Source organism: Mycobacterium shottsii (assembly GCF_010728525.1).
Lineage (GTDB): Bacteria > Actinomycetota > Actinomycetes > Mycobacteriales > Mycobacteriaceae > Mycobacterium > Mycobacterium marinum.
Genome location: NZ_AP022572.1, coordinates 4,008,403 through 4,035,065 on the forward strand (window position 1 = coordinate 4,008,403; position 26,663 = coordinate 4,035,065).

The window sequence follows — 26,663 nt, forward strand, 5'->3', positions numbered from 1 at the left end:
GTCGCGCAAATGGGGCCAACATGCCTATTGTCATGGAAAGCGTTGGGGGAGGTGAGTAGGGTGCACGTCCTGGTTACCGACGCCGCGGGAGCGATCGGGCGGCTGGTCACACGTCAGCTGATCGCTGCGGGACACACCGTAAGCGGTATATCTTCCCACCCACACGACTACCTGGATCCCAACGTCGATTTTGTTTGCGCATCGCTACGCAACCCAGTGTTATTGGAGTTAGCCAGCGAAGCGGACGCGGTGATTCACCTCGCCCCTGTCGAGAAGGGCGCGCCGGGTGCCGCGGGCATCACTGGCTTGGCACACGTGAGCAACGCTGCGGCCCGCGCCGGCGCGCGGTTGCTGTTCGTGTCCCAGGCCGCGGGCTCGCCGGAGCTTTATCAACAAGCCGAGACACTGGTGTCGACCGGTTGGGCACCGAGTTTGGTCATCCGCATTGCACCGCCGGTCGGCCGCCAGCTCGACTGGATGGTGTGTCGCACGGTCGCGACCCTGATGCGCTCCAAGGTCTCCGCCCGGCCGATGCGGGTACTGCACCTCGACGATCTGGTCCGGTTCCTGGTTCTGGCGCTGGACACCGACCGCAATGGTGTCGTCGACCTGGCCACGCCCGACACCACAAATGTGGTCACCGCGTGGCGGCTGCTCGGATCAGTCGACCCGCGGTTGCGGCCACACCGGGTTCAAGGCTGGTCACAGTTGATCCCTGAGATGGATATCGCTGCAGCACAGGAAGATTGGAACTTTCAGTACGGGTGGCAGGCCACCGATGCGATCGTCGATACCGGCCGTGGCCTGGTCGGGCGCAGACTAGATCCCGCCGGTGCGACCATCGGTTCGGCCCAGTTGGCGCTACCGGTGGAGCCGACACCGCGACTGACGCCCGCCGACGGGACCGCCCTGGATTCCGCGGCACCAGACGGGCTGGAGGGCGAGTTCGACGACCGGATCGACCCGCGGTTCCCAGTCTTCAGCGCGGCCAGTCTCGCCGAGGCGCTGCCCGGGCCGCTGACCCCGATGACCCTGGACGTCCAGATGAGCGGGTTGCGCGCGGCGGGGCGAGCGATGGGCCAAGTGCTCGCCCTTGGCCACGTCGTCGCCGAGGAGTCGGGGAGCCGGGCTATCGCGGTGTTCGGACATCGCCCCTATGTTGGGGTGTCGGCCAATCTCGTCGCCGCGACCCAATTGCCCGGCTGGAATGAGCGAGCAGTCACCCAGGAAGCATTGGGGGGCAACACCCAGGTCACCGAGCTGCTGCCGTTCGGCCGGCCCCAGCTGACCGATGGACCCCTGCGGTCGGCGGCCAAGGTGCTGGTGACGGCGCGGTCGCTTTCCCTGTTACGTCATATCCGTGCTGATACGCAGGCTTACGTGACCGCGGCGGCTAACGAACACGTTGGCGCAGAGCAGCTCTCTACGCTGCCCGACGCCAGCCTGGAAGTTCGGATTAGATTGTTAAGGGACCGGATTCACCAAGGCTGGATCCTCACGGCGCTATGGGTCATCGATACAGGTGTTACCGCCGCAACGCTCGAGCACACCCGGGCCGGAACCAGCGTCTCCGGTGTCGGCGTGATCATGGAAAGCGGCCGTATCGCCGCGGAGACCGCGGCGCTGACCGAAATCCTGCGCGCCGATGCTCCGTTGTGTGCGCTGGCCCGCGACGGCAACGTCGACAGCATCCGAGCCCTATCGGCATCAGCGGCCGCCGCACTTGACGCTACGGTTGCCCGGCTCGCGCATCGGGGTTGCGGCGAAGCGGAGCTGGCCAACCCGTCTTTCGGTGACGATCCGGCGCTGCTGCTGACAGCGGCGGCCAAAGCCGCAGCAGCACCCGCGACACCGGCGGCGGCGCCGACCTTGTCCCAGCGCTTGGCCGCCAGTGCCCGCGGTTCGCGCGAACTCGCCCATGACACCACCATCCGGTTCACCCACGACCTCCGGATGACTTTGCGCGAACTGGCATCTCGTCGGGTAACAGCCGATCTGATGGACACCATCGATGATGTCTACTACTTGACCGCCGACGAGTTGGTAACCATGCCGGCCGATGCGCGGCTACGAATCAAGCGCCGACGCACCGAGCGGGAACGGTTACAGGCTCAGCACCCACCCGAAGTGATTGACGGCAACTGGAATCCCGCGCTTTGACATCGTCGCGGACATTCCAGACACCGCCCGGGTGATCCATCAATCCGGCGATCGCAACGGTGGGCCCTTGGCGCGCCCACGGCCACCAGGACGGTCGCCCGCTAGAACTTGGCAACCAATACCACCCCGCAAACCAGGAACGCACCGCCGAGGGCCCGCCACAGGGTGAGCGGATGAGCGTCCACCCGGAGCCAGCCGAAATGATCGATCAGTAACGACATGATGAGTGCTGCTGTGACTCTGACCCCAATGAACGTGCCCGCGCCCACCTTGTTGACCAATGTCAGGCCCGCATACACCTGCACCGCTCCGACGAGGCCGCCGACCACGGCCCACCACGGCATCGAGGCGATGTCCTTGGTGGTGGGTAGCGGGTTGGGCATGATGAGGAATGCGCCCACGAAAAATATCGTGATCAGCGCAAACGAAATCGCTGATGCCAGCCATGGGTTGATCATGTGTTTGTACAGTTGCCCATTCATCGCAGCTCCACATGTCTGTAGAGCTCCGCCCAGGATGATGAACGGGATAATCCAGCCTGCACTCATAACTCTCCTAACCACTGCACTACTCGGCTGCCCTCGGTCGTATGATTCCTCACGGCAACACTAGGGGCTCACCGCCGGCGGCGCTTCGCGGCAACGGAGGCCAGGGCGTGGGTTCCGCGCTCGTTACTTGGGCGGCATCGTGAACACGTAGCCCACGGCGCGGTCCACCCAACTCTGAAGCTGACGTTTGGTTTTGACGCCTTGGCTGGCCACTTGCAGCCAGCGGCGGGTTTCGCGTCCGGCCATGACCATGGGGCTGACGTGATCGCGCTCGAGCAGCTTGTCGGCGTCTTCCGGCGGCACTCTGACCAATAGTCCGCCCTGCCCGCTGACGGCAACGGCCATGTGCCCGCTGATGAGAAATGCAAGCCCGCCGAACATGCGCATTTCATCCACGCCGGGCTGTCGAGCCAGCAACTCACGGATCCGGTCGGCCAGGCCGGTGTCATAGGCCATGGTCAGTCCAAATCCACCCGGATGCTCAGCAACTCGCTACCGATCGCCCGAACGACCGCGGTGTTGAGCCGGGGCAGGTTGGCCAGCCGCCGTAGCGGGTCGTCGTCGGGCAATAGGTGAGCGGTTCCGCTTCGCCACTCGCCGTCAAGGCGCACCCGAACCGCTGGGTTGGCCTTGATATTGCGAACGTAATCCGAATGCTCGCCGTGTTCGGAGACCATCCAGAACTGGTTGTCCACCAACTTGCCGCCCACCGCGGTGTGGCGGGGTTGTCCGCTCTTGCGACCGATGGTTTCCAGCATGGTCACCGGCAATTGTCTGCCGATCGGATTGACCACAAGTTTTTGCATGCGATGGACTACTCGGCGTTTGAGATCCCGAAGCTCGGCCATGTCCCTGATTGTGCAGGAGACCGCACGGCACCGCTAGCACCCGGCAAGCATCACGAGAAATGCCCGTGAAGCGTCCTCGGTGGATCACGTAAAAATGCCCGCGAAACGGTCGATCCTCAGCAGGCATGGGAAGTGGGCTGTCGATGTCGTCTCGGGCCGAGATCACCGCGAAGTTCGCCAGGGGGTATGTGGGGGCGCCGAAGGCGGGCAAGGGGCAGATTCTGGATCAGGTGGTGGCGGTCACCGGCTGGTCGCGTGACAACGCCCGGCGGCGGTTGAGGGCGGCGGCCGCGCCGCCGGGAGCGGGTCGGCAGGTCGCCAAACGGACTCGCCGGCAACGCAATCCGAAGTACTCCTAGGATGCGCTCAAGGTGTTGCAGAAGGTGTGGGCGGCCTCAGGCGGGCAGTGCGGCCGGTATCTGGCCGCTTCCATGGCACTTCAGTTGGATGCTCTAGAACGCCACGGCGAACTGGTGGACGGCCGTGACCGTTACGGCCCGGCGGTGCGTGCCGAGCTGTTGGCGATGAGCAGCGCCACGATCGACCGCTACCTGCGCGGCGCCAAGGCCCGCGACCAGATCTCGGGTGTGTCGACGACGAAACCCTCCCCGCTGCTGCGGTCCTCGATCACCATCTGCAAAGCAGGCGATGAGGCCGAAGAATCTCCGGGGTTCTTCGAAGGCGACACCGTGGCGCACTGCGGCCCGACACTGAAAGGTGAGTTCGCCCGCACGGTCAACCTCACCGACATGCACATCGGCTGGGTGTTCACCCGCACGGTGCGCAACAACGCCCACCCCCACATCCTGGGCGCCCTCAAAACCGGAATTACTAAAATCCCTATAAGGTAACGGGTTTGGACTTCGACAACGGCACCGAATTCCTCAATAAGGCGGTCATCAAGTGGGCCGCGGACATGGAGATCTTCTTCACCCGCTCACGGCCCTACAAGAAGAACGACCAGGCCACCATCGAGTCCAAAAACAACCACCTCGTGCGTCGCTACGGGTTCTACTACCGCTACGACACCGACGAAGAACGCGCCGTGCTCAACCGGCTGTGGCACCTGGTCAACGACCGGCTCAACTACCTGACCCCACCATCAAACCCATCAGCTACGGCTGCAGCCGCGACGGTCACCGCCGCCGGCTCTACGACAAGCCCCAGACCCCCCTGGACCGGCTGCTGGCCGCCGGAGTCCTCTCAGCGGCCCAACAAACAGAGCTGCTCACCTACCGCAACAGCCTCAACCCCGCCGCGATCGCCCGCCAGATCGCCGACCTGCAAGCCGCCCTGCTCAGACTCGCCAAAGACAAGACCGAACAGCTCTACCTCGCCGCCATACCCGCCGCTCTACCCGCCCTCAAAGCCGGCATCCGCATCAAAAGCAAGACCACCACCTGACCCCGATTTCGCGGGCATTCCTTACGTGATGCATGAACCAGGTTTCGCAGGCATCTTGACTTGATGCATCACGGCACCGAGCGCCGCGCTGGGGTGACGCTCAGTGTCGACGGTCACCCCAGCGTGGCATTGGCGACGGTGTCAGGCGGCGACCCCAGCGGTCTCAGCCGCCGGTTCCAGCGCTTGCGCAACGATCTCGGCGACATCGGTCATCGGTTTGACCACTAGTGCGCCCAGCTCCTCGGCAGGAACGTCGTCGAGGTCGGGTTCATTGCGAGCCGGAATGAAAACCGTTGATAGCCGGTCACGTTGCGCTGCGAGCAGCTTCTGTTTGACGCCGCCGATCGGCAGCACTCGGCCGTTGAGCGTGACTTCCCCGGTCATGCCGACATCGGCGCGGACCTGACGCCCGGTGGCCATCTAGACCAGCGCGGTCACCATGGTGACACCGGCGGACGGGCCGTCTTTGGGTACCGCGCCTGCGGGCACATGCACGTGGATGCTCCGATCCAGCGTCGTGGGATCCACACCGAACTGCCCAGCGTGAGAGCGCACGTAGGACAGAGCGATCTGCGCCGACTCCTTCATCACATCACCCAACTGCCCGGTCAGTTGCAGCGAACCTTCGCCCGGCCGTGGCGGTCCAGCGGCACCGGCCTCGATGTAGAGCACGTCACCGCCCAGGCCCGTAACAGCCAGTCCGGTGGCCACACCCGGCACCGCGGTACGTTCAGCGGCCTCGGGGGTAAACCGCGGGCGGCCCAGGTAGCCAACCAGATCGGGCTCGTCAATCGTCGCGGGTCCGGGATCTGCGGCCAACTTTGTGGTCACCTTGCGCAGCACTTTGGCCAGCAGCCTTTCGAACTGCCGCACACCCGGTTCACGGGTGTAGTCGGCAGCGATCTTGCGCAACGCGGCCTCGGTGATCATGACCTCGTCGTCGCTCAGCGCTGCCCGGTCTCGCTGCCGGGGCAGCAGGTAGTCGCGGGCGATGGCAACCTTGTCGTCCTCGGTTTAGCCGTCGATCTCGACCAGCTCCATCCGGTCCAGCAGGGCCGAGGGAATGTTCTCGATCACGTTGGCCGTAGCCAGAAACACCACATCGGACAGGTCCAAGTCCAGATCCAGGTAGTGATCGCGGAAGGTGTGGTTCTGGGCAGGGTCAAGCACCTCCAGCAGGGCAGCGCTTGGGTCGCCCCGATAGTCGGAACCGACCTTGTCGATTTCATCCAGCAGCACAACGGGATTCATCGATCCCGCCTCGCTGATCGCACGGACGATCCGGCCCGGCAGCGCGCCCACATAGGTACGCCGGTGGCCGCGGATCTCGGCCTCGTCGCGGACACCACCCAGGGCGACGCGCACGAAGCGGCGCCCCAGGGCTCGGGCCACGCTTTCGCCCAAGGACGTCTTGCCGACCCCGGGAGGACCAGCCAGCACCATCACCGCGCCCGAACCACGCCCGCCGACGACCTGCAGTCCACGCTGCGCGCGTCGGGCACGCACCGCCAGATACTCGATGATGCGGTCTTTGACATCGTCGAGGCCGTGGTGATCGGCATCGAGGGTCTCGCGGGCCGCGCTCAAGTCGGCCGAGTCCTCGGTCGTGATATTCCACGGCAGCTCGAGCACGGTGTCCAGCCAGGTGCGAATCCAGCCGCTGTCCGGGCTTTGGTCGCTGGCCCGTTCCAGCTTGCCAACCTCACGCAGCGCCGCTTCGCGCACCTTGTCGGGCAGTTCAGCGGCCTCGATACGGGCCCGGTAGTCGTCTGGATCTCCGGCGCCGTCGGGATCACCCTCACCCAGTTCCTTACGAATCGCAGCCAGCTGTTGGCGCAGCAGGAACTCCTTCTGCGTCTTTTCCATGCCGGCCCGCACATCGTCGGCGATCTTGTCGTTGACCTCGACTTCGGCGAGATGGTCGCCGGTCCAATCGATCAGCAACCGCAGACGCTGGGAAACGTCGGCCGTCTCGAGCAACTGGCGCTTCTGCATATCCGTCAGATACGACGCGTACCCGGCGGTGTCCGCGAGCGCAGACGGATCGGTGAGGCTATTGACGTGGTCGATGATCTGCCAGGCCTCGCGTCGTTGCAGCATGGCCACTAGGTCCTGTCTGCTAATTGCGGACGCGGTGGTAGGTGATGATGGCGGCCAGGGTGACACCGCCGAGGTAGGTCAGGGCGTATTTGTCGTAGCAGGTGGCGACCGCGCGCCAGTGTTTGAGCCGGTTGAAGCTTCGCTCGACGGTGTTGCGGTGCTTGTAGATTCGGCCTGAGAACCCCGGAGGCCGTCCTCTGTTGCGGCCTTTGGCTTTGCGGCGGGTGATCTGGTCGCTGCGCTCGGGGATGGTATGGGCGATCTTGAGCCGGCGCAGCTGTGCCCGCGTCGAGTCATGGGAGTACGCCTTGTCCGCCAGCAGGCGATACGGGGCGTATGAGTTGCTGCACCGGGCGGCCAGCAGTGGCCAAAGCATCGGATTATCACCGGCTTGACCGGCCGACAGTGCCAGGGTGACCGGACTGCACAGCTGGTCGGTCAAGGCGTGGATCTTGGTAGTCAGCCCGCCGCGGGAACGCCCAATGGCGTGGTCATCGGGCTCATCGAGATATTTCTTGTAATTCGACAGATCCCCCTGTGCGGCGCCCGGGGCGCGCTCCGGCTGCGTGTTGGTGGGCGCGCACACTGGTCGAATCGACCGACAACAGTGCGCCCAGGTCGGCGTCCTCGGCGTCGAGGTCAGAGGCGATCGCCGCGAAGATCCGCGCGTAGATGCCATCGACCGACCAGCGTAGATGCCTCTCGGCCACCGATTGCCAGGGACCGAAGTGCTCGGGCAGGTCACACCACGGAGATCCCGTACGGTAACGCCAGATAATGCCCTCCAGAGTATGTCGATGATCGTTCCACGGCCGGCCACGCCGCCGCCCCGCAGGCAACACCGCCACGATCAGCGACCACAAATCATCAGAAATCGCATGCGTCCGCATCACCCAAACAGCATCAGCCAAAACACCATTCACATTAAGCAGACACGCCCTAACAGCTTCTTGTACTCGGCGGCAAGCGTCTTGGCTTCCTCGGTCGCCTCCGGCTCCGGGACTTCTGTCACCTCGACCCACAGCGCCGCGCCTGGCCCGCTGGCTCCAGCACCGATCTGGGCCCTGCGCTCACCTCGGACGACAGCGGCGGCGCCACCGCCAGCGATCCGCCCAACCTGCAGAATCTTTGCCAAGACGCCGTAGGTGGGGTATCGGTCATCGAGCCGAGGAGCGATCAGCAACTGCCCAGACTCGCTGGCCCGCGCGGCGTCGATCGCCGCTTGTGCGGCATCCTCGAGCGTGATCGGCGCGACCATTCCGGGTAGCACGATGGTGTCACTGACGAACAGCACCGGCACTGATATGGCTTGGGGCATTAATCCTCCAATGGCTAGGTCTATTGCGCTTAACCCAGCTGTCGGGCGTTTTGTTCCCCGGTGCAGGCCGATGGCTGATTCCGCCGAACTCGAGCGCACAACCTCACGTCGGCAGAGGTATGGGACCCAGTCGCTGCAACTGCGTCACATGCTTGGCCGAGAGTTCTTCCAGGCAGGTCACCCCCAGCAGCCGCATGGTCCGGGAGACGCCGGCGGACAGGATCTCGATCGCGCGTTTGACCCCCGCTTCGCCACCAGCCATCAGCCCATACAGGTACGCCCGCCCAATCAGCGTGCACCGCGCACCGAGCGCGATCGCGGCGACGATATCGGCACCGGACATGATGCCGGTGTCCACCACGATCTCGGTGTCCTTGCCCAGCTCACGGGCAACCAGGGGCAACAGGTGGAACGGCACCGGCGCACGATCGAGTTGGCGACCGCCATGATTGGACAACACGATGCCGTCGGCCCCGCGTTCCACCACCCCGCGGGCATCGTCGAGGGTCTGGATCCCCTTGACGACCAGCTTGCCTGGCCATTGGGCCTTCATCCACTCCAGGTCGTCGAAGGTGACGCTGGGATCGAACATGGTGTTCAGATACTCGCCGACGGTGCCCGACCAGCGATCCAGCGATGCGAAGGCCAGCGGCTCGGTGGTCAGCAGGTCGAACCACCAATGTGGGTGCGGCAGTGCGTCAAGCACCGTTCGTAGCGTCAAGGCCGGCGGTATCGACATGCCGTTGCGGACATCGCGTAGCCGCGCACCCGCAACCGGAACGTCCACGGTGACCAGCATGGTGTCGAATCCCGCGTCCGCTGCGCGTTTGACCAACGCCATCGAACGGTCCCGGTCCCGCCACATGTACAGCTGAAACCATTTGCGACCCTGGGGAACAGCCGCCTGCAGATCCTCTATTGCGCAGGTGGCCAGAGTCGACATGGAAAACGGGATCCCGGCCTCGGCGGCCGCCCTCGCACCGGCGATCTCGCCCTCGGTGTGCATCAATCGAGTGAACCCGGTCGGCGCGATACCGAAGGGCAACGCGACCGGCTTGCCAAAGACGTCCCAGCCGGTACGCACACTCGTGACATCGCGCAGGATCGTCGGGTGAAATTCGATATCGCGGAAAGCCTGCCGGGCACGCTCGATCGACAGTTCGTCCTCGGCTGCACCGTCGGTGTAGTCGAACGCCGCTCTGGGGGTACGCCGTTTCGCGACACGGCGCAGGTCCTCGATGGTTAGGGCGGCTTCCAGACGGCGCTTGGTGCGGTTGAACTGGGGCCTCTTGAACTGCATCAGGGGTGCCAGGTCACCCACCCTCGGAAGCCTGCGATCAACAGCCATCAGCGCCTGCGCTCATCCGTGCTCATTCGCGTCATCTAACCAGTGTGTCAACGTGGTCGGATGGACTCGACAAGACATCCCTTTGACCTGAAGCGATTCGTCGAGGCTCTCGCTGCTACGCCCGCCGGCTCGACCCGCTGACGCTGGCGCAGCTGAATCGCTAGGCGGGTTGCAGGATCCGCCAGCCGTGCCCCTCGACGAGCACCTCGTCGGTGACCGCCTGGGGCGGCGCGGCAGATCCGGCAAGCAGCTCAGCGCGAGGGATGCCAAGTTCCGGCAGACTCATCCGAAGCGGCTCATCGTCTGCGTTGAGTATGACCACTAGTGCGTTGTCGGCGCTGCGGGTCTGGTAGACGTACTGGCGGTTGCGCAATCGTAGTGCGCTGGTGGAGGCCGTGTGTAGCCATCGGCAAGCATCACGAGAAATGCCCGTGAAGCGTCCTCGGTGGATCACGTAAAAATGCCCGCGAAACGGTCGATCCTCGGCAGGCATGGGAAGTGGGCTGTCGATGTCGTCTCGGGCCGAGATCACCGCGAAGTTCGCCAGGGGGTATGTGGGGGCGCCGAAGGCGGACAAGGGGCAGATTCTGGATCAGGTGGTGGCGGTCACCGGCTGGTCGCGTGACAACGCCAGGCGGCGGTTGAGGGCGGCGGCCGCGCCGGCGGGAGCGGGTCGGCAGGTCGCCAAACGGACTCGCCGGCAACGCAATCCGAAGTACTCCTAGGATGCGCTCAAGGTGTTGCAGAAGGTGTGGGCGGCCTCAGGCGGGCAGTGCGGCCGGTATCTGGCCGCTTCCATGGCACTTCAGTTGGATGCTCTAGAACGCCACGGCGAACTGGTGGACGGCCGTGACCGTTACGGCCCGGCGGTGCGTGCCGAGCTGTTGGCGATGAGCAGCGCCACGATCGACCGCTACCTGCGCGGCGCCAAGGCCCGCGACCAGATCTCGGGTGTGTCGACGACGAAACCCTCCCGCTGCTGCGGTCCTCGATCACCATCTGCAAAGCAGGCGATGAGGCCGAAGAATCTCCGGGGTTCTTCGAAGGCGACACCGTGGCGCACTGCGGCCCGACACTGAAAGGTGAGTTCGCCCGCACGGTCAACCTCACCGACATGCACATCGGCTGGGTGTTCACCCGCACGGTGCGCAACAACGCCCACCCCCACATCCTGGGCGCCCTCAAAACCGGAATTACTAAAATCCCTATAAGGTAATGGGTTTGGACTTCGACAACGGCACCGAATTCCTCAATAAGGCGGTCATCAAGTGGGCCGCGGACATGGAGATCTTCTTCACCCGCTCACGACCCTACAAGAAGAACGACCAGGCCACCATCGAGTCCAAAAACAACCACCTCGTGCGTCGCTACGGGTTCTACTACCGCTACGACACCGACGAAGAACGCGCCGTGCTCAACCGGCTGTGGCACCTGGTCAACGACCGGCTCAACTACCTGACCCCCACCATCAAACCCATCAGCTACGGCTGCAGCCGCGACGGTCACCGCCGCCGGCTCTACGACAAGCCCCAGACCCCCCTGGACCGGCTGCTGGCCGCCGGAGTCCTCTCAGCGGCCCAACAAACAGAGCTGCTCACCTACCGCAACAGCCTCAACCCCGCCGCGATCGCCCACCAGATCGCCGACCTGCAAGCCGCCCTGCTCAGACTCGCCAAAGACAAGACCGAACAGCTCTACCTCGCCGCCATACCCGCCGCTCTACCCGCCCTCAAAGCCGGCATCCGCATCAAAAGCAAGACCACCACCTGACCCCGATTTCGCGGGCATTCCTTACCTGATGCATGAACCAGGTTTCGCAGGCATCTTGACTTGATGCATCACGGATTGGATAGCGGCGGCGTAGCCCGACCAGGTACTGGTGCAACGCCCAGACCGACGCCTGGTCGTGAGTCAATTAGATTGGGGGAGAGCCGAATTCCGGGCATATCGCGTCGTCACCGCCGTAGCGCTCTTCCTTGACGGCACGCCAGCCGAATTCGTCACCGGCGTAGATGCTCGGAATTCCACCGACAGTCATCAGAATCACCAGCGCATGGGCTAGGTCCTGTCTGCTAATTGCGGACGCGGTGGTAGGTGATGATGGCGGCCAGGGTGACACCGCCGAGGTAGGTCAGGGCGTATTTGTCGTAGCAGGTGGCGACCGCGCGCCAGTGTTTGAGCCGGTTGAAGCTTCGCTCGACGGTGTTGCGGTGCTTGTAGATTCGGCCTGAGAACCCCGGAGGCCGTCCTCTGTTGCGGCCTTTGGCTTTGCGGCGGGTGATCTGGTCGCTGCGCTCGGGGATGGTATGGGCGATCTTGAGCCGGCGCAGCTGTGCCCGCGTCGAGTCATGGGAGTACGCCTTGTCCGCCAGCAGGCGAAACGGGGCGTATGAGTTGCTGCACCGGGCGGCCAGCAATGGCCAAAGCATCGGATTATCACCGGCTTGACCGGCCGACAGTGCCAGGGTGACCGGACTGCACAGCTGGTCGGTCAAGGCGTGGATCTTGGTAGTCAGCCCGCCGCGGGAACGCCCAATGGCGTGGTCATCGGGCTCATCGAGATATTTCTTGTAATTCGACAGATCCCCCTGTGCGGCGCCCGGGGCGCTCCGGCTGCGTGTTGGTGGGCGCGCACACTGGTCGAATCGACCGACAACAGTGCGCCCAGGTCGGCGTCCTCGGCGTCGAGGTCAGAGGCGATCGCCGCGAAGATCCGCGCGTAGATGCCATCGACCGACCAGCGTAGATGCCTCTCGGCCACCGATTGCCAGGGACCGAAGTGCTCGGGCAGGTCACACCACGGAGATCCCGTACGGTAACGCCAGATAATGCCCTCCAGAGTACGTCGATGATCGTTCCACGGCCGGCCACGCCGCCGCCCCGCAGGCAACACCGCCACGATCAGCGACCACAAATCATCAGAAATCGCATGCGTCCGCATCACCCAAACAGCATCAGCCAAAACACCATTCACATTAAGCAGACACGCCCTAGGTGCTCGGGACGTTCGAGGCGGCTGGCGATCCGGGTGACGTCGTGATTGCCGATGAAGGTCAGCGGGGCAAAGCTGGCGACAAACTCGTTGTGCCGCTGTAGCGCCCAGTCCAGCTCGAAGAAGTTGCCGTCGTTGAGACCGCTCCAGATCGCCTTCCAAAGTTCGTACTGAGTCACCGAGTCGAAACCGGCGCCCTGCACCGCGGCGGCATAGTCTCCGTGAATTATCTCGCCGACAAACCAGGCCTGCGGATATCGGTCCCGCACTCGGGGCAGGACCTTCGCCCAGAACTGTTGCGGCACCGCGTAGGCCGCATCCAGGCGCCAGCCATCGGCACCGCGTTGCAGCCAGTGCGCCATGACATCGACGACGTAGTCGGCCACCTCCGGGTTGGCATGGTTGAGTGTGATGAGCTCCGAATGTCCCTCGAAGGTACGGAAATTGCCTGCTCGGCCACGAAACCAGCCTGCGGAGGACGGGTCGTCAGCGACGTGGCGATAGCGTTGGAAATCCACACCGACGTGGTTGAAAACGCCGTCGAGCAGCACCCGCAGTCCACGCCGATGCGCCTCGGCGACGAGGTGGTCGAAATCACCCTCGTCGCCGAGGCGAGGATCGATGCGGAAATGGTCGGTGGTGTCGTAACCATGGGTACGCGAGTCGAAAATCGGCCCCAGGGCAACCCCGGATGCGCCCAACTCGACGGCGTGATCAAACCAGCCAACGAAGCGCCGTAGTCGGTGCTCTCTCGGATCAGGTGGCTGATGGGCGGGAAAAGCACCGACGAAGCCCAGGGGATAGACCTGCCACCAGATCGCGTGCTGCACCCAGGTGGGCTTACTCACGGCGCAACGATCAGCCGACGGCCGCCAGCGTCTGTGCAGCGGTGAGCGCTTGTGCCACACCGCAGACGATAGCCGCCGCCTTCAGCGCCTCCAACACCGCCTCGCGGCCCACACCCGCCTCACGCAGCGTGTGCTCGTGGGCCACGACGCAATGGGAGCACCCATTGACCGACGACACGGCAAAGGACCAGAGCTCGAAATTCGCCTTGTCCACGCCCGGATTGGCGATGATGTTCATCCGCAATCCGGCACGCAGATCGTCGTACTGGCCCTCGAGGAAGTCGCGCCCCCGATAGAACACGTTGTTCATGCCCATGATCGACACGGCTCCCAGCGCCGCCTGGTACGCCTGCGCAGACAGATTGTCAGCCGCCTCCGCACCGATCTCGGCCAGCACCTGCGCATTGCGAGTCGCTGCGGCGCTCGCCAAAAGCGTGCCCCAGAGCTGCTCTTCGTCCAGCACCGTAGTGCGGCTGATCGAGCCCAGGTTCAGCTTGAGATCTTTGGCGTACTCAGGCAACGCTGCCTTGAGGTTTTCGATACTCATGTCTTCTCCGTCCGGTCCTCAGTCTCTGACCAAGCCCCGACTACGCCGAAGCCTTCAGCAGCTCGCCGGCGTCCAGCGTCGGGTCACCCTTGCGCCAGTTGCAGGCACACAGCTCGTCGGACTGCAGGGCGTCGAGCACACGGAGCACCTCGTCGACGTTGCGGCCGACAGATCCAGCGGTGGCCGAGACGAACTGAATCTCGTTGTTGGGGTCGACGATGAAGGTCACCCGGTCCGCGACACCATCGGCGTTGAGCACACCAGTCGCCGCCACCAGCTCCCGCTTGATGTCGGCAAGCATCGGGGAGGGCAGGTTCTTGAGGTCGTCGTGCTGCGCACGCCACTGGAAGTGCACGAACTCGCTGTCGATCGAGACACCCAGGACCTGCGCGTCGCGGTCCTCGAACTCGTCGTTGAGCTTGCCGAAGGCGGCAATCTCGGTCGGGCACACGAAGGTGAAGTCCTTGGGCCAGAAGAACACGACCCGCCACTTACCCGCGTGGTCGTCACTGGTCACGGTCTTGAAGTAGTCACCGGGCTGCTTGGCGTCGACCTTGGACAGATCGCCACCGATCAACGCAGTCAGGCTGTAGGAGGGAAACTGTTGGCCGATGGTCAGCAGGGACATAACTCTCCTCATTTTCGATTTTCCGCTTTTCGGTATTCCGCACATGGCTTTTGGAGCCCACACCATGTTGCCTGCAGAAGACTGTTAGGTAAAGATGATGATTGCCACTATATTGATCGGTATGACCGATACGAGCTATCAGCCCACCTTGGCCGGGTTGCGCGCGTTCGTCGCGGTAGCGGAAAAGCAGCATTTCGGTAGCGCGGCAAATGCTCTCGGCGTCAGTCAGTCGACGTTGTCGCAGGCGTTGGCGGCACTGGAGGCCGGACTCGACCTTCACCTCGTCGAACGATCGACCAGGCGGGTTTTCTTGACGACCGAGGGCAGATCGCTGCTACCTCACGCCCAGGCCGCGGTGGAAGCCGTGGAAGCCTTCACCACAGCCGCTGCGGGAGAGGCGGATCGGCTCAACGGCAGCATCCGGTTCGGCATCATCCCCACCGTTGCTCCGTATGTGCTGCCCACGGTGCTAGCCGGGCTGACCCGGCGTATGCCCACCCTGACTGTACGAGTGATTGAAGACCAGACCGAGCGTCTGCTGACCGCCCTGCGCGAAGGTTCACTCGATACGGCCCTGATCGCGCTGCCCGCCGACTATCGCGGTCTCACGGAAATGCCGATCTATGAAGAGGATTTCGTGCTGGCGCTACCGCCTGGGCATCCGATGGCGGACCGGCACGGAGTCCCTGTCGCGGCACTGTCCGAGTTGCCGCTGCTGTTGCTCGATGAGGGGCACTGCCTGCGCGACCAGGCTCTGGATGTCTGCCAGAACGCCGGCGTCCGGGCTGAGCTTGCCGATACCCGGGCAGCTTCGCTGGCGACCGCCGTCCAATGCGTAAACGGCGGCCTGGGCGTAACACTGATCCCACAGAGCGCGGTGTCCGTCGAGGCTGCGCGTAGCCGCGTCGGCCTCGCGCACTTTGCCGCGCCCACTCCGGGGCGACGCATAGGTCTGGTCTACCGCGCGTCCAGCGGTCGCGACGAGGCCTATCGGCAGCTTGCGGCAATCATGGGCGAATCGATCGGCAACGAACAGCAGGTGCGCCTGGTCAACTGAGCCTGCGGGGGTAGGTTCGGCCTATGGAGGACCTATGGAGAAGATAATCGCCGTCCTCATGCACACGGACCCCAGCGAGCAGTGGTGCGCTCGCCAACGCGGTCCCGTTGCCGAGTCGTTGTTGGCGCTGGGCCTGCCCGGACTGTCGGTCAATGTCCGCGACGGCGCGGTATGCGAGTCGCTGATGACTCTGACCACACTGGACCCACCGGTCGCCGCGGTAGTGAGCGTGTGGACCCAGCAGTGCTACGGCGACCAGGTAGCCGAAGCGCTGCGATTGCTCGGTGCCGAATGCCAATCGCTGGGTGCCTACCTGGTGACCGAGTCGGTGCCACTGGTCGCGCCGAGAGTCCAACCCGACAGTCGCACACCTGGATTAGCCAACATCGCGTTGCTGCGTCGGCCCGCCGCGCTAGATGAACCAACCTGGCTGGCCCGCTGGCAGCATGACCACACGCCGGTGGCGATTGAGACCCAGTCGACCTTTGGCTACACGCAGAACTGGGTGGTACGGACCCTCACCCCAGGGGCACCAGAGGTCACGGCCATCGTCGAGGAACTGTTCCCGATGGCGGCAATCACCGATCTGAAGGCATTCTTCGGCGCCAGCGATGACGGCGACCTGCAGCACCGGCTCGGCAGGATGGTGGCCAGCACAGCCGCATTCGGCGCCAACGAGAATATCGACACCGTTCCCACCAGCCGCTATGTGTTCAAGACACCGTTTACATGCGAGGAGCGTCAATGACAACACTCAACGACGCAGTCGGCCTGGCGCCCGCGGATCGCGGCCTCGCCGTTGTCACCACCGTTCGCGCTGACGGCACCGTTCAGGCTTCGTTGGTCAATGTCGGGCTGCTGATGCACCCCGACCACGGCAGACCGGCCCTGGGCTTTGCCACCTACGGCAAGGTCAAACTCGCCAACCTGCGGGCTCGACCTCAATTGGCCGTCACATTTCGCAACGGATGGCGGTGGGCGACGGTGGAGGGCGGCGCGGAGCTGGCCGGTCCGGACGACTCCTAGCCATGGCTGGCCGACCGCGAACAGCTGCGACTGCTGCTTCGCGATGTCTTCATTTCGGCCGGTGGCACCCACGACAACTGGGACGAATACGACCGGGTGATGGCCGAGGAACGACGAACCGTGGTGCTCATCGAGCCGACCCGCATTTACGGCAACGGCTAAGCTGCAGCCGTGACGCTGCAGATCGATGATGACAACCGCGTACGCACGCTCACGCTGAACCGTCCCGAGGCGCTCAACGCATTTAACGAAGCCGTCTACGACGCGACCGCCCAGGCCCTCTTGGACGCGGCCGACGATCCGCAGGTTGCCGTGGTCTTGCTGACCGGCTCGGGTCGCGGCTTCAGCGCTGGCACCGATCTTGCCGAAATGCAGGCTCGCATCACCGATCTAAATTTCTCCGAGGGGAAATTTGGCTTCCGCGGTCTCATCGAAGCACTCGCCGGGTTCCCAAAGCCCCTGATTTGCGCCATCAACGGGCTTGGCGTCGGGATCGGCGCCACCATTCTGGGCTATGCCGATCTGGCTTTCATGTCCTCGACAGCTCGCCTGAAGTGCCCATTCACCAGCCTCGGCGTGGCTCCCGAAGCGGCCTCGTCCTATCTTCTGCCGCAACTGGTGGGCCGCCAGAACGCGGCTTGGTTGCTGATGTCCTCGGAATGGATTGACGCCGAAGAGGCACTGCGGATGGGCCTAGTCTGGCGAATCTGCAGTCCTGAGGAACTGCTACCAGAGGCGCGTCGTCATGCCGAAATACTTGCTGCCAAGCCGATTTCCAGCTTGATGGCGGTCAAGCACACGATGGTCGAACCCACCCGTGCCCAGATCGCGGCGGCCAGCGCACGAGAGAACGCGCACTTCGCGGAGCTGATGGGCGCTTAAGCCAACGCCGCTGCCCTTGCCGATTTCACCGATCGCCGGCGACCGTAAACCGACGAAAAACCCACTATCGGGGCACGCTCAGACTGCCGCGGGTTGGGCTGCGGCCGCGATAATGGCCCGCAGCGTGCGGCGGCAACGCCCGCAGTCACTGCCGGCACCGCATGCGGCGGCGATCTCCTTGGAGGTTGCCGCACCGCGGGCGACGGCATCACAGACGGTCTGATTGGTGGCGCCGACGCAAAGGCACACGTACATCAGTAAACCCCCATCAGATGCTCGCTCACGCCACCGAATGACGTGTCTGCACAAGCTGCCCGACGAACGCACCGCATATTAGTGGAGTCTAACCTAACTAGGTTAGTGGAGTCTAACCTACGGCAAGCATCACGAGAAATGCCCGTGAAGCGTCCTCGGTGGATCACGTAAAAATGCCCGCGAAACGGTCGATCCTTGGCAGGCATGGGAAGTGGGCTGTCGATGTCGTCTCGGGCCGAGATCACCGCGAAGTTCGCCAGGGGGTATGTGGGGGCGCCGAAGGCGGGCAAGGGGCAGATTCTGGATCAGGTGGTGGCGGTCACCGGCTGGTCGCGTGACAACGCCAGGCGGCGGTTGAGGGCGGCGGCCGCGCCGCCGGGAGCGGGTCGGCAGGTCGCCAAACGGACTCGCCGGCAACGCAATCCGAAGTACTCCTAGGATGCGCTCAAGGTGTTGCAGAAGGTGTGGGCGGCCTCAGGCGGGCAGTGCGGCCGGTATCTGGCCGCTTCCATGGCACTTCAGTTGGATGCTCTAGAACGCCACGGCGAACTGGTGGACGGCCGTGACCGTTACGGCCCGGCGGTGCGTGCCGAGCTGTTGGCGATGAGCAGCGCCACGATCGACCGCTACCTGCGCGGCGCCAAGGCCCGCGACCAGATCTCGGGTGTGTCGACGACGAAACCCTCCCGCTGCTGCGGTCCTCGATCACCATCTGCAAAGCAGGCGATGAGGCCGAAGAATCTCCGGGGTTCTTCGAAGGCGACACCGTGGCGCACTGCGGCCCGACACTGAAAGGTGAGTTCGCCCGCACGGTCAACCTCACCGACATGCACATCGGCTGGGTGTTCACCCGCACGGTGCGCAACAACGCCCACCCCCACATCCTGGGCGCCCTCAAAACCGGAATTACTAAAATCCCTATAAGGTAACGGGTTTGGACTTCGACAACGGCACCGAATTCCTCAATAAGGCGGTCATCAAGTGGGCCGCGGACATGGAGATCTTCTTCACCCGCTCACGACCCTACAAGAAGAACGACCAGGCCACCATCGAGTCCAAAAACAACCACCTCGTGCGTCGCTACGGGTTCTACTACCGCTACGACACCGACGAAGAACGCGCCGTGCTCAACCGGCTGTGGCACCTGGTCAACGACCGGCTCAACTACCTGACCCCCACCATCAAACCCATCAGCTACGGCTGCAGCCGCGACGGTCACCGCCGCCGGCTCTACGACAAGCCCCAGACCCCCCTGGACCGGCTGCTGGCCGCCGGAGTCCTCTCAGCGGCCCAACAAACAGAGCTGCTCACCTACCGCAACAGCCTCAACCCCGCCGCGATCGCCCACCAGAACGCCGACCTGCAAGCCGCCCTGCTCAGACTCGCCAAAGACAAGACCGAACAGCTCTACCTCGCCGCCATACCCGCCGCTCTACCCGCCCTCAAAGCCGGCATCCGCATCAAAAGCAAGACCACCACCTGACCCCGATTTCGCGGGCATTCCTTACCTGATGCATGAACCAGGTTTCGCAGGCATCTTGACTTGATGCATCACGACCTAAGAGTTCTGAAGCTCAAGGCGGACGACGCGCCGACCGCGTCCAAAAAATCCGCTGCTAGCCTCGCCTGCTGAACTAGATTTGAGTTTGGCACCCGAAAGGCACAGCCAGAACACAGCATGGTGACGCTCCAGCCCAGCTCACCTGCTGCGGTAAGACATGACAGCCTGCTACCCCCTAGGAGTGATCATGCAAGGTGATCCCGATGTTTTGCGCCTGCTCAATGAGCAATTGACCAGCGAGCTCACCGCTATCAACCAGTACTTCTTGCACTCGAAGATGCAGGAGAACTGGGGGTTTACCGAGTTGGCGGCCCACACCCGCGACGAGTCCTTCGACGAGATGCGCCACGCCGAGGCGATCACCGATCGAATCTTGTTGCTGGACGGATTGCCCAACTACCAGCGCATCGGCTCCTTGCGAGTCGGCCAAACGCTGCGCGAGCAGTTCGAAGCCGATCTTGCGATTGAATACGAAGTGGTGAACCGGCTCAAGCCCGGAATCATCATGTGCCGCGAAAAGCAGGACAGCACCAGCGCGGTGCTTTTCGAGAGCATCGTGGCCGACGAGGAAAAGCACATCGACTACCTGGAGACCCAGCTGGAGCTGATGAACAAGCTCGGCGAGGAGCTGTACTCCGCACAGTGCGTCTCGCGCCCGCCGAGTTGATCCCGGCCGTGGGTCCGTCCCCAGGCGCAGCTCGGGGCTAGTCGAACATCCATCCGATGACATGCCCGTGCGGCTGGCTGACCTCTCGGCCAGCTTGACCGCCTCATCTGCCGGAACCGGGTCGCGGCGATTCGCCTGTTCATCGCCCCGTACCGGTGCGCCCGGCCACCGCCCGACGTGAATGCGAAAGCCCTTTGGCCGAGGCGATTTCGTCGCAGCCGCAGTTGGGCGCTGCCGCGCCAGGATACTGCGCGCACCGCCGATGGCATCCCGGTGGGTAATACGTCTGAACGGCGAGGCCACCGGCGTACGTGGGGCTTGTCGAGTTCTGGATCAGCGCGTTTAGGCAACGGCTGCGCCATCGACGGCCATCTCTAAAGACGGGACCCTGAGCCCGGAACGCACTGACCAAACCGGCCAGCGCGGGCGTAGCATCGCGCCATGAGCCGCATCGGAACATTCGCCGACGATGACGTCGCCGGCTGGATTCAGAAATCACCCGAGCTCGGTGGTGCGCTTGCTGCCTTCAGCCGCGCCGTGTACACCAGCAACCGATTGCCACTGCGAACTCGGGAACTCGCGCGTGCTGTGATTGCCGACAACAACGAATGCGTCGTATGCGCCAATACCCGCGATGCCGACGGCCCGGCGGCCGGAGTCGACGAGGAACTCTATGATCATGTCGCCGAATGGCGTACCTGGCCCGGCTACAGCGAACAGGAGCGGCTGGCAGCCGAATTCGCTTACCGGTTTGCCACCGAGCACACGGTATTGCGCGATGACGAAGACTTCTGGAGCCGCGCCACCGAACATTTCTCCGAAGAACTGCTTGCCGACCTGGCCTTGTCGTGTGCGCTGTGGGTGGGCATGGGGCGGGTCCTACGCACCTTGGACATCGGCCAGGCGTGCATGCTCACCCTCCCCAGCCGCGCCTAGGTCCTGTCTGCTAATTGCGGACGCGGTGGTAGGTGATGATGGCGGCCAGGGTGACACCGCCGAGGTAGGTCAGGGCGTATTTGTCGTAGCAGGTGGCGACCGCGCGCCAGTGTTTGAGCCGGTTGAAGCTTCGCTCGACGGTGTTGCGGTGCTTGTAGATTCGGCCTGAGAACCCCGGAGGCCGTCCTCTGTTGCGGCCTTTGGCTTTGCGGCGGGTGATCTGGTCGCTGCGCTCGGGGATGGTATGGGCGATCTTGAGCCGGCGCAGCTGTGCCCGCGTCGAGTCATGGGAGTACGCCTTGTCCGCCAGCAGGCGAAACGGGGCGTATGAGTTGCTGCACCGGGCGGCCAGCAATGGCCAAAGCATCGGATTATCACCGGCTTGACCGGCCGACAGTGCCAGGGTGACCGGACTGCACAGCTGGTCGGTCAAGGCGTGGATCTTGGTAGTCAGCCCGCCGCGGGAATGCCCAATGGCGTGGTCATCGGGCTCATGGAGATATTTCTTGTAATTCGACAGATCCCCCTGTGCGGCGCCCGGGGCGCGCTCCGGCTGCGTGTTGGTGGGCGCGCACACTGGTCGAATCGACCGACAACAGTGCGCCCAGGTCGGCGTCCTCGGCGTCGAGGTCAGAGGCGATCGCCGCGAAGATCCGCGCGTAGATGCCATCGACCGACCAGCGTAGATGCCTCTCGGCCACCGATTGCCAGGGACCGAAGTGCTCGGGCAGGTCACGCCACGGAGATCACGTACGGTAACGCCAGATAATGCCCTCCAGAGTACGTCGATGATCGTTCCACGGCCGGCCACGCCGCCGCCCCGCAGGCAACACCGCCACGATCAGCGACCACAAATCATCAGAAATCGCATGCGTCCGCATCACCCAAACAGCATCAGCAAAAACACCATTCACATTAAGCAGACACGCCCTAGCCGCGCGTCCACGCGGTCCGGGCGGCAAGGCGCTGCACAATGACTGCCATGACAGCAACAGCGCTTGCCGCCGCGGCGATCGCTCAGCTGGAGGCCGAGGGCGTCGACACGGTCATCGGCACCGTGATCAACCCCGCCGGCCTCGCGCTGGCCAAGACCGTGCCGGTGCGTCGGACCAACACATTCGCCTATCCCGGCCTCGGTGCCAGTCCGACGTGGCACGGCTTCGCCGTGGACCAAAGCGGTATCGCGTTCAGTGATGAAGTGGGCGTCATCGGCGACCAGCGCCTGCGTATCGACCTGTCCGCCCTACGGGCAATAGTAGACGGATTAGCTTGGGCGCCTGCCGCTTTCTTCGAGCAAGATGGCGCCCCCGTTGCCGCGTGCACCCGCGGCACGCTCGCGCGGATCGAGACCGCGCTCGAGGAAGCGGGCATCGAGGCGATGGTGGGCCACGAAATCGAATTCCTCGTGGTCAACCCGGACGGTACTCAGCGGCCGTCGACAATGTGGGCGCAGTATGGTCTTGCCGGGGTGCTCGAGTATGAGCATTTCGTGCGGGACGTCAACGCTTCGGCAACTGCCGCCGGTGTCGGGATCGAGCAGTTTCACCCGGAGTACTACGCCAACCAATTCGAAATCTCCCTAACACCGCATTCCCCGGTTACCGCCGCCGACCAGCTGGTGTTGGCACGGATCATCATCGGCCGCGCCGCCCGTCGGCACGGACTACGCGTCAGCCTGTCCCCAACACCCTTTGCCGACAATGTTGGTTGCGGCGCGCATCAGCACTTTTCGCTAAGCACCGCCGAGGGCCCGATGTTCTCAGAGGGCGCCGGCGCGGCCGCTATGACGACGGCGGGCGAAGGCGCGGTCGCCGGTGTACTGCGCGGCCTGCGGGAGGCCCAGGGGATTCTGTGCGGATCGATCGTCTCCGGCTTGCGCATGCGCCCCGGTAACTGGGCTGGCGCCTATGCCTGTTGGGGCACCGAAAACCGGGAGGCGGCAGTTCGATTCGTCAAACACGTCCCCGGCGCCGCCTATGGCGGCAACGTTGAAGTGAAAATCGTCGATCCCTCTGCCAACCCGTACCTCGCATCGGCCGCGATTCTTGGACTGGCCCTCGACGGCATCCAGCGGAAAGTGAGCCTGCCGCAAGAGACGGTGGTTGATCCAGCAAAACTCTCCGATGCCGATCGCGACCGCGCCGGCATCTTGCGGCTGCCCGACGATCCGCGCGAGGTTATTACCGCGCTGGACAATTCGGAGACGATGCGGCGCGTGCTCGGGGATGCCTCAATCGACGCTGTCGTTGCGGTCCGCAAACTGATGCAGGAACGCTACACCGACCTGAACCCCGAACAGCTGGCCAACAAGTTCCGCATGGCCTGGAGCCTGTGACAAGTGACGGAGTCCGCTACTTCGGAGCTGGCCCGACATATCCGCGATGTGGCGTTGATCGATCAACATGTGCACGGCTGCTGGTTGACCGCGGGGGAGAGATCGCGGTTCGAAAACGCCCTCAACGAGGCGAACACACAACCACTTGCCCACTTTGACTCGGCGTTCGACTCGCAGCTGGGGTTTGCGCTGCGCAAGCACTGCGGCCCCATCCTGGGCCTGCCTGAACACGTTGACCCGCAAACATATTGGGAACATCGCAGCCAGTTCAGCGAAGCCGAACTCGCTGAGCGGTTCTTGGCGGCCGCCGGGGTAACCGACTGGCTGGTAGATACCGGCATCAACGGCGATGTAGCCGGTCCGGCGGAGTTGAGTGCGCTGTCACGGGGCCGTGCTCACGAGGTGGTCCGACTCGAGCAGGTGGCCGAACAGGCCGCGCAGGCGCCGGGCGACTATGCCTTGGCATTCCAAGAACTCTTACACCAACGTATGGCAACGGCCGTTGGCACCAAGTCAATCCTGGCGTACCGGGGCGGATTCGTCGGCGACTTGGCCGAGCCCTCACCGGCCCAGGTTGCCCAAGCCGCCAGGCGGTGGCGGGACTGCGGTGGAACCCGGTTGAGTGACCGTGTTCTGTTGCGATTCGGGCTCCATCAGGCGCTGCGACTGGGTAAACCGCTGCAGCTGCACGTCGGCTTCGGCGACCGGGACTGCGATCTGCACAACACCAATCCGCTGTATCTGCTTGATTTCCTGCGCCAGTCCGGCGAAACCCAGATCGTGCTGCTGCATTGCTACCCTTACGAGCGCGAAGCCGGATATCTTGCACAGGCTTTCAACAACGTCTTCGTTGATGGCGGCCTGACCGTCAACTACCTTGGGGCGCGAGCGCCGGAGTTCATCGGCCGGCTAATGGAATTGGCGCCGTTGCGAAAAATCGTGTACTCCTCGGACGGTTTCGGCCCCGCCGAACTCCACTACCTGGGAGCGGCTTTGTGGCGCAGAGGCATTCACCGCGTTCTACACGGCTTTGTGCAAAGCGGCGACTGGGCCGAAGCCGACGCGATCCGCGTCGTCGACCTCATAGGGCGCGGCAATGCGGCCCGCATATACCGACTTGACCAGAAGGCCAATCAAACGATGAGCGAGAATTCATGACCGAGTTGTGCAACCTGAGCGCCCACGAGTTGGTCGGCCTGATGAGCACCGGCTCGGTATCGTGTCGAGAAGTCATCCAGCAGCATCTGGCACGGATTCGGGCCGTCAATCCGGCACTCAACGCGCTGGTTGAAGCCGACCATCCGGAGCGCAGCTTGCGGCAAGCCGACCACGCCGACGAGTGCGCCGCGCGAGGCGCCCCGCTGGGCGCGGCCCACGGTCTGCCGGTGGTGATCAAGGACGTCATGCAAGTGGCCGGGCTGGCGTGCTCCGGTGGCAGTCCAGGCTTGCGCGCCGTGGCGGACACCGACGCTACCGTGGTGTCGCGGCTGCGGGCCCAAGGGGCGATCGTGTTGGGGATGACCAACGTCCCGGAGATGAGCCGTGGCCGGGAATCGAACAACAACCTGTATGGGCGGACCAACAATCCCTACGACCTCACCAGGACTCCCGGCGGCAGCAGTGGAGGTTCGGCCGCGCTCGTCGCCGCCGGCGGGGCCGCGTTGAGCGTGGGGTCCGATGGCGGTGGCAGCATCCGGCAGCCATACCACAACACCGGCATAGCCGGGCTGAAGCCCACGCACGGCCGGATCCCACGCACCGGGAGCGTATTCGGCGATGCTCTAGGAGTTTTCAGCCCGTTCGTGTGCTACGGGCCGCTGGCCCGATCGGTTAGAGATCTGTTTCTGGGCCTGTCGATCATGAATGGCCCAGATCTCGCGGACCCGTATACGGCGCCGGCTCCGCTGGGCAGCCCGGACGATGTCGAACTGGGCACTCTGCGAGTGGCCGCCTATCTCGATGACGGCATTTCGCCACCCTCCGAAGAGGTTGCGGCGGTCGTCACGGTGGCGGTCGAAGCGTTACGGGAGGTGGTCGCCGTCATCGATCACGCCGTGCCGCCCTGCCTGAATCGCACCACAGACCTGCTGTGGACGTCGATATTCCTAGGGGGCGACCGGGGCCGGGGATTTGAAGAGGACCTGGGGGCCATCGGCACCACAGCGCCGTCCGAAGAGCTGGCCGAGTTCACGGCGCAGGCCCGCCAAGTCGACTTCTCGCTCACCGAAGCCCGACGCCGCCTGGTCGATATCGACCACTACCGCATCCAGATGCTGGCATTTATGGCCGACTACGACGTAATCATCGGCCCGGCCATGCCCACCCCGGCAAAGCCGCACCACCACGGCCTGGTCGAGATCAGCGATTTTTCGCATTTGATGGTGCATAACCTCACCGGATGGCCCGCTGCGGTGGTCCGGTGCGGAACATCGCCAGGCGGCTTGCCCATCGGCGTTCAAGTCGCGGCCCGGCCATGGCACGACGGCACGGCACTGGCGGTAGCGAGCCACCTCGAGGCGATATTCGGCGGATGGCAAGCCCCGGGGCTGCTGGTGACCTGACGGTCGCCTAGTTCACCACACGAAGTGATTGGCGACGCTACCGAGAGTCTTAGTCGGTGATGCCCTCGACGTGGAAAGCAGGAGCGCTGTGAGCAACCTCAACCTCGCAGAACAGAATTTCGTGCGCCATTCGACTGGCCTCCTCTGGTGGATACAGACGAATCGCCGGATGCGCTCGCCAACTTTGATGCAAAGCTTTCCGGTTTTTGGGTAGCACAACATCCCCCGAACGGGTGTCAATTGCACCGGAATGCTCGCCCCCTGTACGGGGGAAGTCGTGTCCCCAGATCGGGGGACACGGCCAGCGGCGCGACTACGGCCGCGCTGTTCCGGCGCCGAGACGACATCGCCCCCCTGCAAATCCCGCGCGCCAGCGAATACTGATGAAGTGGTTGCGCGTGTAAACTTCTACCACTGCGTATTGACGACTTCAGTGCACAGCCATTGTTGTATCCGAAATGTGCAGCAAACTCGGACATTGGTTGCGATGACCTAGTGTCCGTGGCCATGAAAAAGTAGCCACTGGTGGCCAAGTCGAGGTATCCAGTTTTGGCCAGATAAAAGTATCCACCCCGTGTTCGTCGTGTCGATCAGGAACTGTGGTCCCCGATGGTGACGGTGAAGGCGCCAACCAATGGCCAT

Annotated in this window: 27 protein-coding genes and 9 pseudogenes; 21 read left to right on the plus strand and 15 right to left on the minus strand. The window is 63.9% G+C overall.

Annotation, left to right across the window (positions count from 1 at the left end; all coding sequences use genetic code 11):
• Window positions 1-60 precede the first annotated feature (60 nt).
• A complete protein-coding gene (locus tag G6N41_RS18405) occupies window positions 61-2,160 on the plus strand; it encodes an NAD(P)H-binding protein (RefSeq protein WP_198965332.1) in 2,100 nt (699 codons plus the stop codon).
• Window positions 2,161-2,261: 101 nt separating this feature from the next.
• On the opposite strand, the gene G6N41_RS18410 is transcribed toward G6N41_RS18405, so the two are convergent.
• The 3 genes from G6N41_RS18410 to G6N41_RS18420 all read right to left on the minus strand — a co-directional run bounded on the left by G6N41_RS18410 (window position 2,262) and on the right by G6N41_RS18420 (window position 3,556).
• Entirely contained in the window at window positions 2,262-2,708 is a 447-nt protein-coding gene (locus G6N41_RS18410; RefSeq protein ID WP_198965333.1) for a DMT family transporter, read from the minus strand.
• Between the two features lie 123 nt (window positions 2,709-2,831).
• Window positions 2,832-3,164 carry a TfoX/Sxy family protein gene (locus tag G6N41_RS18415; protein WP_198965334.1) on the minus strand — a complete coding sequence of 111 codons (333 nt, stop codon included), beginning with the start codon at window positions 3,162-3,164 and terminating at the stop codon, window positions 2,832-2,834.
• Between the two features lie 2 nt (window positions 3,165-3,166).
• Entirely contained in the window at window positions 3,167-3,556 is a 390-nt protein-coding gene (locus G6N41_RS18420; protein WP_198965335.1) for a nitroreductase/quinone reductase family protein, read from the minus strand.
• Between the two features lie 143 nt (window positions 3,557-3,699).
• Between G6N41_RS18420 and G6N41_RS18425 the strand changes: the two genes are divergently transcribed.
• The 3 genes from G6N41_RS18425 to G6N41_RS18435 all read left to right on the plus strand — a co-directional run bounded on the left by G6N41_RS18425 (window position 3,700) and on the right by G6N41_RS18435 (window position 4,960).
• Window positions 3,700-3,915: a hypothetical protein gene (locus G6N41_RS18425; protein ID WP_198968066.1), complete on the plus strand. Its 216-nt coding sequence runs from the start codon at window positions 3,700-3,702 to the stop codon at window positions 3,913-3,915.
• Window positions 3,916-3,987: 72 nt separating this feature from the next.
• A complete protein-coding gene (locus G6N41_RS18430) occupies window positions 3,988-4,407 on the plus strand; it encodes a hypothetical protein (RefSeq protein ID WP_198913147.1) in 420 nt (139 codons plus the stop codon).
• Window positions 4,408-4,615: 208 nt separating this feature from the next.
• Window positions 4,616-4,960 carry a transposase gene (locus G6N41_RS18435; protein WP_231608578.1) on the plus strand — a complete coding sequence of 115 codons (345 nt, stop codon included), beginning with the start codon at window positions 4,616-4,618 and terminating at the stop codon, window positions 4,958-4,960.
• A gap of 141 nt (window positions 4,961-5,101) precedes the next feature.
• On the opposite strand, the pseudogene lon reads toward G6N41_RS18435, so the two are convergent.
• The 5 genes and pseudogenes from lon to G6N41_RS18460 all read right to left on the minus strand — a co-directional run.
• Window positions 5,102-7,069: pseudogene (gene lon, locus G6N41_RS18440) on the minus strand (endopeptidase La); the annotation flags it as partial.
• Window positions 7,070-7,079: 10 nt separating this feature from the next.
• Window positions 7,080-7,953: pseudogene (locus G6N41_RS18445) on the minus strand (IS5 family transposase).
• A 47-nt stretch (window positions 7,954-8,000) separates the two neighbouring features.
• Window positions 8,001-8,378: pseudogene (locus tag G6N41_RS18450) on the minus strand (LON peptidase substrate-binding domain-containing protein); the annotation flags it as partial.
• Window positions 8,379-8,481: 103 nt separating this feature from the next.
• Window positions 8,482-9,726 (minus strand): alpha-hydroxy acid oxidase, encoded by a 1,245-nt coding sequence (locus G6N41_RS18455; RefSeq protein ID WP_198965336.1) that lies wholly within the window; start codon window positions 9,724-9,726, stop codon window positions 8,482-8,484.
• A 160-nt stretch (window positions 9,727-9,886) separates the two neighbouring features.
• Window positions 9,887-10,132: pseudogene (locus tag G6N41_RS18460) on the minus strand (alpha-amylase); the annotation flags it as partial.
• Window positions 10,133-10,235: 103 nt separating this feature from the next.
• Here G6N41_RS18460 and G6N41_RS18465 point away from each other — a divergent pair.
• The 4 genes from G6N41_RS18465 (at window position 10,236) to G6N41_RS18480 (ending at window position 11,496) form a co-directional block, all read left to right on the plus strand.
• The gene (locus G6N41_RS18465) at window positions 10,236-10,451 is read left to right on the plus strand and encodes a hypothetical protein (protein WP_198968067.1); all 216 of its coding nucleotides are present in this window, start codon (window positions 10,236-10,238) and stop codon (window positions 10,449-10,451) included.
• Between the two features lie 72 nt (window positions 10,452-10,523).
• Window positions 10,524-10,805 carry a hypothetical protein gene (locus tag G6N41_RS18470; protein WP_198965176.1) on the plus strand — a complete coding sequence of 94 codons (282 nt, stop codon included), beginning with the start codon at window positions 10,524-10,526 and terminating at the stop codon, window positions 10,803-10,805.
• On the plus strand, window positions 10,781-10,942 hold the full coding sequence (locus tag G6N41_RS18475; protein ID WP_198913342.1) for a hypothetical protein: 162 nt from the start codon (window positions 10,781-10,783) through the stop codon (window positions 10,940-10,942). The genes G6N41_RS18470 and G6N41_RS18475 overlap by 25 nt, the downstream gene beginning before the upstream one ends.
• Before the next feature lie 5 nt (window positions 10,943-10,947).
• Complete coding sequence (locus G6N41_RS18480; protein WP_231608476.1) at window positions 10,948-11,496, plus strand: hypothetical protein; 549 nt, start codon at window positions 10,948-10,950, stop codon at window positions 11,494-11,496.
• A gap of 72 nt (window positions 11,497-11,568) precedes the next feature.
• Here G6N41_RS18480 and G6N41_RS18485 read toward each other — a convergent pair.
• From G6N41_RS18485 to G6N41_RS18505, 5 genes and pseudogenes are all read right to left on the minus strand, one after another.
• Window positions 11,569-11,794: pseudogene (locus G6N41_RS18485) on the minus strand (alpha-amylase); the annotation flags it as partial.
• A gap of 4 nt (window positions 11,795-11,798) precedes the next feature.
• Window positions 11,799-12,670, minus strand: a pseudogene (locus tag G6N41_RS18490) (IS5 family transposase).
• Between the two features lie 29 nt (window positions 12,671-12,699).
• Window positions 12,700-13,566: pseudogene (locus G6N41_RS18495) on the minus strand (alpha-amylase family glycosyl hydrolase); the annotation flags it as partial.
• Window positions 13,567-13,576: 10 nt separating this feature from the next.
• Window positions 13,577-14,113 carry an alkyl hydroperoxide reductase gene (locus tag G6N41_RS18500; protein ID WP_198965337.1) on the minus strand — a complete coding sequence of 179 codons (537 nt, stop codon included), beginning with the start codon at window positions 14,111-14,113 and terminating at the stop codon, window positions 13,577-13,579.
• 40 nt (window positions 14,114-14,153) lie between these two features.
• Window positions 14,154-14,741 (minus strand): peroxiredoxin, encoded by a 588-nt coding sequence (locus tag G6N41_RS18505; protein ID WP_198965338.1) that lies wholly within the window; start codon window positions 14,739-14,741, stop codon window positions 14,154-14,156.
• Between the two features lie 121 nt (window positions 14,742-14,862).
• On the opposite strand from G6N41_RS18505, the gene G6N41_RS18510 reads away from it, so the two are divergent.
• From G6N41_RS18510 to G6N41_RS18525, 4 genes and pseudogenes are all read left to right on the plus strand, one after another.
• Complete coding sequence (locus G6N41_RS18510; protein ID WP_198967914.1) at window positions 14,863-15,798, plus strand: hydrogen peroxide-inducible genes activator; 936 nt, start codon at window positions 14,863-14,865, stop codon at window positions 15,796-15,798.
• A 34-nt stretch (window positions 15,799-15,832) separates the two neighbouring features.
• On the plus strand, window positions 15,833-16,546 hold the full coding sequence (locus G6N41_RS18515; protein WP_198965339.1) for an EthD domain-containing protein: 714 nt from the start codon (window positions 15,833-15,835) through the stop codon (window positions 16,544-16,546).
• A pseudogene (locus tag G6N41_RS18520) lies at window positions 16,543-16,986 on the plus strand (TIGR03618 family F420-dependent PPOX class oxidoreductase). The gene G6N41_RS18515 and the pseudogene G6N41_RS18520 overlap by 4 nt, the downstream one beginning before the upstream one ends.
• A 9-nt stretch (window positions 16,987-16,995) precedes the next feature.
• On the plus strand, window positions 16,996-17,706 hold the full coding sequence (locus G6N41_RS18525) for an enoyl-CoA hydratase/isomerase family protein (RefSeq protein ID WP_198965340.1): 711 nt from the start codon (window positions 16,996-16,998) through the stop codon (window positions 17,704-17,706).
• 78 nt (window positions 17,707-17,784) lie between these two features.
• Here G6N41_RS18525 and G6N41_RS18530 read toward each other — a convergent pair whose 3' ends face one another.
• Complete coding sequence (locus G6N41_RS18530) at window positions 17,785-17,961, minus strand: (2Fe-2S)-binding protein (RefSeq protein ID WP_012394467.1); 177 nt, start codon at window positions 17,959-17,961, stop codon at window positions 17,785-17,787.
• A gap of 222 nt (window positions 17,962-18,183) precedes the next feature.
• Between G6N41_RS18530 and G6N41_RS18535 the strand changes: the two genes are divergently transcribed.
• The 6 genes from G6N41_RS18535 (at window position 18,184) to G6N41_RS18560 (ending at window position 21,125) form a co-directional block, all read left to right on the plus strand.
• Window positions 18,184-18,399 (plus strand): hypothetical protein, encoded by a 216-nt coding sequence (locus tag G6N41_RS18535; RefSeq protein WP_198968066.1) that lies wholly within the window; start codon window positions 18,184-18,186, stop codon window positions 18,397-18,399.
• Between the two features lie 72 nt (window positions 18,400-18,471).
• Window positions 18,472-18,753: a hypothetical protein gene (locus tag G6N41_RS18540; protein WP_198965176.1), complete on the plus strand. Its 282-nt coding sequence runs from the start codon at window positions 18,472-18,474 to the stop codon at window positions 18,751-18,753.
• Entirely contained in the window at window positions 18,729-18,890 is a 162-nt protein-coding gene (locus G6N41_RS18545; RefSeq protein WP_198913342.1) for a hypothetical protein, read from the plus strand. The genes G6N41_RS18540 and G6N41_RS18545 overlap by 25 nt, the downstream gene beginning before the upstream one ends.
• A gap of 5 nt (window positions 18,891-18,895) precedes the next feature.
• Window positions 18,896-19,444, plus strand: a complete 549-nt coding sequence (locus G6N41_RS18550) for a hypothetical protein (RefSeq protein WP_231608579.1) — start codon at window positions 18,896-18,898, stop codon at window positions 19,442-19,444.
• A gap of 265 nt (window positions 19,445-19,709) precedes the next feature.
• Window positions 19,710-20,189: a bacterioferritin gene (bfr, locus tag G6N41_RS18555; RefSeq protein ID WP_012394468.1), complete on the plus strand. Its 480-nt coding sequence runs from the start codon at window positions 19,710-19,712 to the stop codon at window positions 20,187-20,189.
• A gap of 441 nt (window positions 20,190-20,630) precedes the next feature.
• Window positions 20,631-21,125 carry a carboxymuconolactone decarboxylase family protein gene (locus G6N41_RS18560; RefSeq protein ID WP_012394469.1) on the plus strand — a complete coding sequence of 165 codons (495 nt, stop codon included), beginning with the start codon at window positions 20,631-20,633 and terminating at the stop codon, window positions 21,123-21,125.
• Between the two features lie 10 nt (window positions 21,126-21,135).
• On the opposite strand, the pseudogene G6N41_RS18565 reads toward G6N41_RS18560, so the two are convergent.
• A pseudogene (locus tag G6N41_RS18565) lies at window positions 21,136-22,009 on the minus strand (IS5 family transposase).
• A gap of 98 nt (window positions 22,010-22,107) precedes the next feature.
• Here G6N41_RS18565 and G6N41_RS18570 point away from each other — a divergent pair.
• From G6N41_RS18570 to G6N41_RS18580, 3 genes are read left to right on the plus strand one after another with little or no spacing between them, the layout of a single operon-like run.
• Window positions 22,108-23,460 (plus strand): type I glutamate--ammonia ligase, encoded by a 1,353-nt coding sequence (locus tag G6N41_RS18570; RefSeq protein ID WP_198967915.1) that lies wholly within the window; start codon window positions 22,108-22,110, stop codon window positions 23,458-23,460.
• Between the two features lie 3 nt (window positions 23,461-23,463).
• Window positions 23,464-24,618: an amidohydrolase family protein gene (locus G6N41_RS18575; protein WP_198965341.1), complete on the plus strand. Its 1,155-nt coding sequence runs from the start codon at window positions 23,464-23,466 to the stop codon at window positions 24,616-24,618.
• Window positions 24,615-26,021, plus strand: coding sequence for an amidase (locus G6N41_RS18580; RefSeq protein ID WP_198965342.1), 1,407 nt, complete (start codon window positions 24,615-24,617; stop codon window positions 26,019-26,021). Before G6N41_RS18575 ends, G6N41_RS18580 begins: the two co-directional genes overlap by 4 nt.
• Window positions 26,022-26,663: the final 642 nt, after the last annotated feature.